Annotated in this window: 8 protein-coding genes; 5 read left to right on the top strand and 3 right to left on the bottom strand. The window is 31.5% G+C overall.

Features of this window, described 5'->3' with window-relative positions; genetic code table 11:
• Positions 1 to 140 precede the first annotated feature (140 nt).
• Positions 141 to 776 (top strand): class I SAM-dependent methyltransferase, encoded by a 636-nt coding sequence (locus AC0KUU_RS29820; protein ID WP_080781613.1) that lies wholly within the window; start codon positions 141 to 143, stop codon positions 774 to 776.
• A gap of 52 nt (positions 777 to 828) precedes the next feature.
• The gene (locus AC0KUU_RS29815; RefSeq protein ID WP_322552493.1) at positions 829 to 1,158 is read left to right on the top strand and encodes a cupin domain-containing protein; all 330 of its coding nucleotides are present in this window, start codon (positions 829 to 831) and stop codon (positions 1,156 to 1,158) included.
• 261 nt (positions 1,159 to 1,419) lie between these two features.
• Here the strand turns inward: AC0KUU_RS29815 and AC0KUU_RS29810 are convergent, their stop codons facing one another.
• On the bottom strand, positions 1,420 to 2,886 hold the full coding sequence (locus tag AC0KUU_RS29810; protein ID WP_322551920.1) for a serine hydrolase: 1,467 nt from the start codon (positions 2,884 to 2,886) through the stop codon (positions 1,420 to 1,422).
• 302 nt (positions 2,887 to 3,188) lie between these two features.
• On the opposite strand from AC0KUU_RS29810, the gene AC0KUU_RS29805 reads away from it, so the two are divergent.
• The gene (locus tag AC0KUU_RS29805) at positions 3,189 to 4,004 is read left to right on the top strand and encodes a class I SAM-dependent methyltransferase (RefSeq protein ID WP_043979252.1); all 816 of its coding nucleotides are present in this window, start codon (positions 3,189 to 3,191) and stop codon (positions 4,002 to 4,004) included.
• A 794-nt stretch (positions 4,005 to 4,798) separates the two neighbouring features.
• On the opposite strand, the gene AC0KUU_RS29800 is transcribed toward AC0KUU_RS29805, so the two are convergent.
• Positions 4,799 to 5,071 (bottom strand): AbrB/MazE/SpoVT family DNA-binding domain-containing protein, encoded by a 273-nt coding sequence (locus tag AC0KUU_RS29800; RefSeq protein ID WP_322551921.1) that lies wholly within the window; start codon positions 5,069 to 5,071, stop codon positions 4,799 to 4,801.
• A gap of 897 nt (positions 5,072 to 5,968) precedes the next feature.
• Here AC0KUU_RS29800 and AC0KUU_RS29795 point away from each other — a divergent pair.
• Positions 5,969 to 6,154: a hypothetical protein gene (locus tag AC0KUU_RS29795; RefSeq protein ID WP_013060044.1), complete on the top strand. Its 186-nt coding sequence runs from the start codon at positions 5,969 to 5,971 to the stop codon at positions 6,152 to 6,154.
• Positions 6,155 to 6,167: 13 nt separating this feature from the next.
• Entirely contained in the window at positions 6,168 to 6,416 is a 249-nt protein-coding gene (locus tag AC0KUU_RS29790) for a spore coat protein (RefSeq protein WP_013060045.1), read from the top strand.
• A 157-nt stretch (positions 6,417 to 6,573) separates the two neighbouring features.
• Here the strand turns inward: AC0KUU_RS29790 and AC0KUU_RS29785 are convergent, their stop codons facing one another.
• A complete protein-coding gene (locus AC0KUU_RS29785; protein ID WP_043979246.1) occupies positions 6,574 to 6,960 on the bottom strand; it encodes a VOC family protein in 387 nt (128 codons plus the stop codon).
• Between the last annotated feature and the right edge of the window lie 255 nt (positions 6,961 to 7,215).

Genomic DNA, 7,215 nt, shown 5'->3' with positions numbered 1-7,215 from the left:
TAACTTTGCATAGGCTCGTTTAAAAATTTCATTTTTTCTCCTACTATTATAAAAATATGAGATATCTCACATTATTTTATGTTTTTACATGCTATGATGCAATAAAAGTTGATAGATCAATAGGGGGTTGTTTCATAAAGATGATCAAACAAGATGAATATTGGAATGAAGTAGCTAATAAAAAAGAATTTACTACGCCTTTTCAACCTGAATTATTCCTAACACATGTTAATCACAATGCTGCCATATTAGATTATGGTTGTGGGTATGGACGGACTTTATTGGAATTAAGAAGTTACGATTATAACAATTTACATGGTGTAGACTTTTCAGAAGAAATGATTAAAAGAGCTAAGTCTCATAACTCAGAAATCGATTTTCAAGTTATTCAAAGTGGGAAGCTTCCTTTTTCTAATGATTCTTTGGATGCTGTCTTACTTTTTGCAGTTTTAACATGTGTTCATAAAAGTGAGGAACAAAACGCTATTTTAAATGAGATTAAACGGGTACTAAAGCCAGGAGGTATTATTTACATCAACGACTTTCTACTGAATAGTGATGAAAGAAATAAATTACGTTATGAAAAGGCACTCACTAAGTATCATACATACGGGGTTTTTGAATTACCAGATGGGGCCATTTTACGTCATCATAGCGAAGAACGTGTGAAAGAATGGGTAGATCAATTTGAAACCTTAGAATACAAGAAAGTAGAATATACAACTATGAATGGAAATCGTTCAAATGGTTTAGTTTACATGGGGAAATTAAATTGAATTTATTATAGATAACATATAAAGGGGAATTGTAATGCTAGAGAAATTAGAGCTGGAAAAGATTAATCTTCAAGAAATTACAAAAGATATTAAAGATCAACACGTGAATTTTCCTGTATCGAATATTAATAATCACTGTCTTCGTATAGCTGTATTTTCAGGCGAATACAAATGGCACTATCATTCTAATTCAGATGAGCTTTTTATGGTTTTGGAGGGAGAACTTTTAATTGATTTTAAAGATAGGGATACAGCCGTGTTAAAACCGAATGATACGTTACTTATACCAGCTGGAACAATACATAGAACCAGAGCGAAACAAAGAACAGTAAATCTTTGTTTCGAGGATATAAACGCTGATACCATAATTATTGATGAGTAAATGAAATAACATAAACATTGTAAAAGCCATTTAAGATAAGTCTTAAATGGCTTTTACGTATGTACAGATAAATTCTTATAAGCTGTTTTATGTAAACAGAATATGTTACCGATCTTCCAAGAAAAAATTCTGAAAAGGTATATTGAACATCACCATTTAGTGAGATATATAAATAAAATAATGAAAAAAGTATTAAGCGAGAAGGTGCGTCTCGTCTAATACTTTTTTCATTATTTTAAGTGGTAAGTTTTATGTTTAATTTTATGAAATCCTATCTGTGAGTCTACTAAATACAATCGGCTTTGTACTCAACATTGGTGGTAAATGCAATTTAAACTGTGATAATTCGCCTTCTACGTCCATCTCATAGGCAATTAACACAGTCATTTCCGTATGAGAAAGATTCCACTTTGTCGTGTATACATTGTAATGATGATGTTTCATCTCTATATTAACTGATTCCCACTTTAAATATAACGTATCGTTTTGTTTATACACTTCCATTTTCCCATATGCAGGATGCTCAAATATCCCTGTATATTCTTCTACTGCATGTGTAAGGGTTGTCTCTTTTACTTGTGGAAGAGGCTTATCTAATTCTTTCATCATTTCTTTAAATTTAGCTGTATCTTCTATAGCTCTTTTACGCCAGTCAATTGCATCTAGCTTCAGAAGCTCATCATAAATTTGATTCGCAAGGTAAGATGGTAATAATGTTGTACCAGTGTTTGTTAATATAACAAGTCCGACATTTTCCTCTGGTATAAAAGATACGAGTGCTGAAAATCCATCAATATTCCCACCATGATGGATTACTCTATAACCCCGATATGCACTAATAAACCAGCCAAGTCCATAGCAATTTAGTGTTGTTTCTGATGTAGATAAAAGTGGTTCATCTGGAATTGGAATATGCGGTTGATACATCTGCTGTAACATATCAGGTGTAATAAGTTCATGTTCGCCCACTTTTCCTTGATTTAAGTGGAATAGCACCCATTTGGCCATATCTTCTATATTTGAGTTTATGCAGCCCGCAGCACCAACTGTATCGATGTTACGAAATGGAACTTTGACTATATCTTCGTTCTTTTCAATGTATGGAAGTGCATGATCATCTTTTGCTTGTGAAGTAGTAACTGAAAAATTTGTATCTTCCATATGAAGAGGTTGCAGGATATGTTCGGATACATACTGTTCCCATGTCTGATTTGTAATTTCTTCTACCATATAGCTAATGGTTGCATACATTAAATTATTATATAAAAAGCTTGTACGAAATGGTGCATCTAGCTCCAAATATTGAATTTTTTCTGCGATGTCTTTTCGTGTTAGTGAAGATCCATACCATAGTAGTTCATGACGACTAACACCAGAACGATGAGAGGCCAAATCACGAGCTGTAGTTTGTGAGCTTGCTAGAGGATCATGGAGTGAAAAAGCAGGAATATACGTTTGAACAGATTTATCCCAATTAAACTTTTGTTGCTGAGCAAGTAAACTTAGAGAAAGCGTCCCAAAAGCTTTTGTAGATGAACCAATTGCAAACAGTGTACTTGGTGTAACAGGTTTTTTATTTTCAATGTCGCGATACCCAAATCCTTCAGAAAGAATAATTTCTCTATCTTTTATGATTGCGACTGCTGCTCCTGGCACATTTAAATCTTTCATCATTTCCTTTGTATAACCACCCAGGCGACCTGTAAGAGAGGATTTTATTTTTTGCATAAGAATTTTTCTCCTTTACCATTTTTTTCTACAAGTAGGTTATTTCGAGATAAAGAAGAGAAAGACCTTGTTGTTAACAAAGATGTCATATTTTTAGTTTCTGACTAGGAGTTATAGTTGACATATAAATATATTCTTTTTAAGAACAATGGACAAAGGTTTTAGATATCTTGACTATTCATAACGCACATTATGTTAATTAACTTTGTATGTAATCTCCATCAATAGTTTACAAATTCTACAAAATAAATAATACTTATATTTATTGGAAGTTGCATAAGACATAGAAGGGGAATTTTTTTATGAACAAAGTTATGGATTATTACTCAACATTTGATGAGTGGGGACGCCTAGATAGAGAACCCTTAGAGTTTCAAATAAACTGGCATTATATACAAGAGTATCTACCGGAAAACGGCAGTATATTAGATAATGGGGCTGGTCCTGGTAAATATGCAATGACACTAGCCGAGAAAGGATTTCAGGTAACGCTAACTGATCTCACTCCTAAATTAGTAAAGGTAGCTGAAAATAAAGCACAAGAACTTGAGCTTTTTAATCAATTTAATGGATTTCATATTATGGATGCAAAGGATTTAAATTTATTAAAAGACAAAGAGTTCGATGCTTCCTTGATGATGGGGCCAATGTATCATCTACAGAATGAACAAGATCGTGATGCTGCTGTTAAAGAACTGTACCGCGTGACAAAAGATGAGGGAGTTGTATTTGTTGCCTTTATGTCCCGAATTAGGCACGCTATCTCTTCACTGTTAAATCCAGAGGCGTGGAAACCCAATAATACAATGGACAATATCGAAGAGTTTATTGCTACTGGCGAATTTAATCATCAGGATGAAGGAAGATTTACAGGAGCTTATTACTTTGATCTACAAGAAATTAATCCTTTTATGGAATCTAATGGATTTGAAACTTTAAGTCTAATTGGATCATCTAGTATTGGTTCTCTTTTATCTAAAGAACAATGGAATTATTGGACAGACAAGGGACAAGTTGAGTTTGATCGATTAATTGAATTATTAAAGAAAACAGCAACCGACCCTTATACTTTAGGCGTTTCGTCACATTTGCTTTATATTGGTAAGAAAAAAAGATAACTAAATAGTTATCTTTTTTCACGATCAGTCTTTAGATATATCTGATTGCATTAAGTAAATAATAAAGTACTTTACATATTATTAAAGTTTCACTATTTATACTTAGGGGAGACACATACAAGAAAAGCCCTCAAAATTAATTGAGGGCTTTTCTTACATGTGTGGTTGATCATAGCTGCTTTTAATAGTTGATAAAAGTGTAATATATACATGTACATATCTAAAATATAGTATTGGGTTATAATTTGTCCAGTCAAAAGGTAAGCAAAATAAAAAGCCACCCAGTATTTGCAGGACAGGTGGCTTTTTACTATAAAATGCATGTGCAGACACATAATAACATATTTTTGCTATATAGACTATATTTTTCCGTACGAGCATATGTATAAAACATGCGCTTTTTATACATTTTTTCTCGTTCGTCTCCTACTAAAGCGTTAGTATGTCAAAGATATATAAAAAGCTGCATTAACGAGAAAATATCCTCATCGAGAACCCCTACTGCCACAAGGGTTCTTTTGCTTTCTTGCTTCCTTGAAGATGTTTTATGCTAACTATAAAAAGAAAGATAACATTAGATTATTTGTGTCAGACATTATAACAAAGTTATAGCTTGTTTATATCAGTTTCCGGTAATATAAAGTTAGTTGATTGAAGATTCAGAAATCCTTTTTTTACATAAAGACAGCACCTAAATAATTAGGTGCTGTCTTTATGCAGAGTGGACAGACATTTTAATTAAAATACAAGGTATAAAAGTCGAAAAGAGTCTGCTCTCATTCTTCATATTTGAGTTATAACTTTACTTCTAACTCTCTAAGCAGTTGCTTTACTCCCTCACGACTTAGAATTACTTTTCCTTTTACCAAGATTAGATTATCTTCGGAAACTTCACCTGTCACTTTACAGGCTAAATTAGGTGAATATTTTTTCAACACAATGTTCTCATTATCTACAAAAATTTCAACAGGTTCGTCATTCTTAATATTTAATGTTCTCCTTAGTTCAATGGGTAAGACTACTCTTCCCAAGTTGTCTAGTTTCCTAACGATGCCAGTAGCTTTCAATTTAAAACCTCCATAAAATAGTACTTACATACCCATTAAGTGTACAATATGCTTTTTATTGTTTTCCTTAGTAATATATTACATTTTAGATAGAGGAAGATATTTCAGTATCATAAGGTTAGGAAGAAAGGTTGCATGGAAGAATTATAATGGAAATTGTTAAATCACTCAGCATTTTTAGTTTAACTCGATGTAGTAATTAGAAATATAACTTATTCAAGTTATTTATAACCTATATAAGACTAACTTTAGCATATAAGTAAATCGTAAAACATTTTATAAGAATCATTAATTTCACCATTTACACTTATTGACGACAAATTAGGGTTTATTTTAATTATGTATATAAATGATATAGTTTTATAATACGTGATATATAGATAAAAAAGATAATGTTATTTATATAAGTTTGATTTAATGTTTTTAATATATGTAATAGTTAACTTACTTACTTAAAATTTGTCGTCATTTAGAGTAAATGATAAAACTATCATTTTTATAATAGAGTTTATACATTTACCACTATATATAAAATTAATCTATATTTCATCTTTAATGAAAACTACATTTTTAAAAGTAAATCGAATTTAAATATTTATAAATTTTATTTTAAGTTATTATAAATATAAAAATTTCTTGAAAGGTAAATATAAGATAGAGTGGTATATGATAGGGAGTAGAATTCTCTATTTGTCGCCACTTTATTTAAATAATAAAACCAATCAATTTAACGAGATACTTTATTATTTACTTAACGTAATGTGATTTATATGCAGGAACGTTTATGGAAAATTATATCCACTGTCTCATCCGTTCATCTTATTTTTTATTACGCATATCTTTTTTTATTTGTTTCATAATAAAAAGGAATGAATGAAGAAAGGAAGCGAAATCAATATGCAAAACTTGACGGAGCTAGAAGTAGAGAATTTGCGTCATCTTATAGGAGCACATGGGACACTGATTAATAAATTAGAACAATACGCACAAGAATGCAATGATCCACAGCTTACAGCAATGCTACAAAAAGATGCACGTGACGCTAGAAATACAAAACAACAGCTCATTTCATTTTTAGGATAGGAGACAGATAAAGATGAATGAAAAGGATATCGTAAATGATTATTTAGCAGGTCTTAACGCAAGTTTAACAGGTTATGCCAATATTATTAGCCAAACAAATAATCAACAATTATATGAGACACTTATTCAAATACGTAATCAGGACGAGACACGCCAACGTAGTGTGTATGAGTATGCAAAACAAAAAAATTATTACCAACCAGCTGCTCCAGCAAATTCTACTATTGTACAACAACTTAAAAATCAATTACAACAAGGATAGAAGAGGCTACCTAAGCATTAGGTAGTTTCTTTACTTTTAATCTGTATATGTCATCATTTCTAATGACCATAATACAGCTGCTCGGTAGTAGCACAAATAACTCTGTTTGAATAAATCAAAACAGAGCCATAATAAGTATTAAAAATTTTTTAATTAATTACAGCATTTTATATATTTCAATAAGATTCTTATCTGGATCCCGAAAATGTGCAATACGTGATCCCCATTCTTTACGATCGTGTGGTTCAGTAACAAATTCAATCTCATTTTCTCTTAAATAATTATAGGTCTTATCAACATCTTCTACTTCAAATTGAAGTAAAAAGTTTGATTGAACTTCACCATGTAAAAGCTTATTTTCCTTTCCAATCACCTCTGTCATGGCCTTTTGAGATAAAAGTTCAATTTTTGTTTCTCCATTATTGAAAAGTGCATACTCCATTTCTTCCTCATACCAACTTATTGGAATTCCTAATAAATCTTTATAGAATTCAGCACTCTTTTTAAAATCATTAACTAATAGTCTGATTTGTAGCAGCTTCAATTTAATCCCCTCCTCATAGTATAATTCTCTTTATTTACCAAAAGACCTTTGTATTTTCCCATCCGTGTACCCTGCTCATTTTTAATTATTCTAATCGAAATTAGTGTATAGGATATACAATTGTAGTTACGTCGGGTAGGCAGGCACTCTCACGAGCGCCCGCCCCCCTAAGAACCGTACGTGACAGATTTCCCGTCATACGGCTCAAGCCTTCTTTTTATCCGAACAACTTATTTATTTAATACATGGTACATG

This window comes from Priestia sp. ST2, from assembly GCF_055810735.1.
Note: the sequence above shows the minus strand (reverse complement) of the source record. Positions and strands in the feature narration are given on the sequence as shown.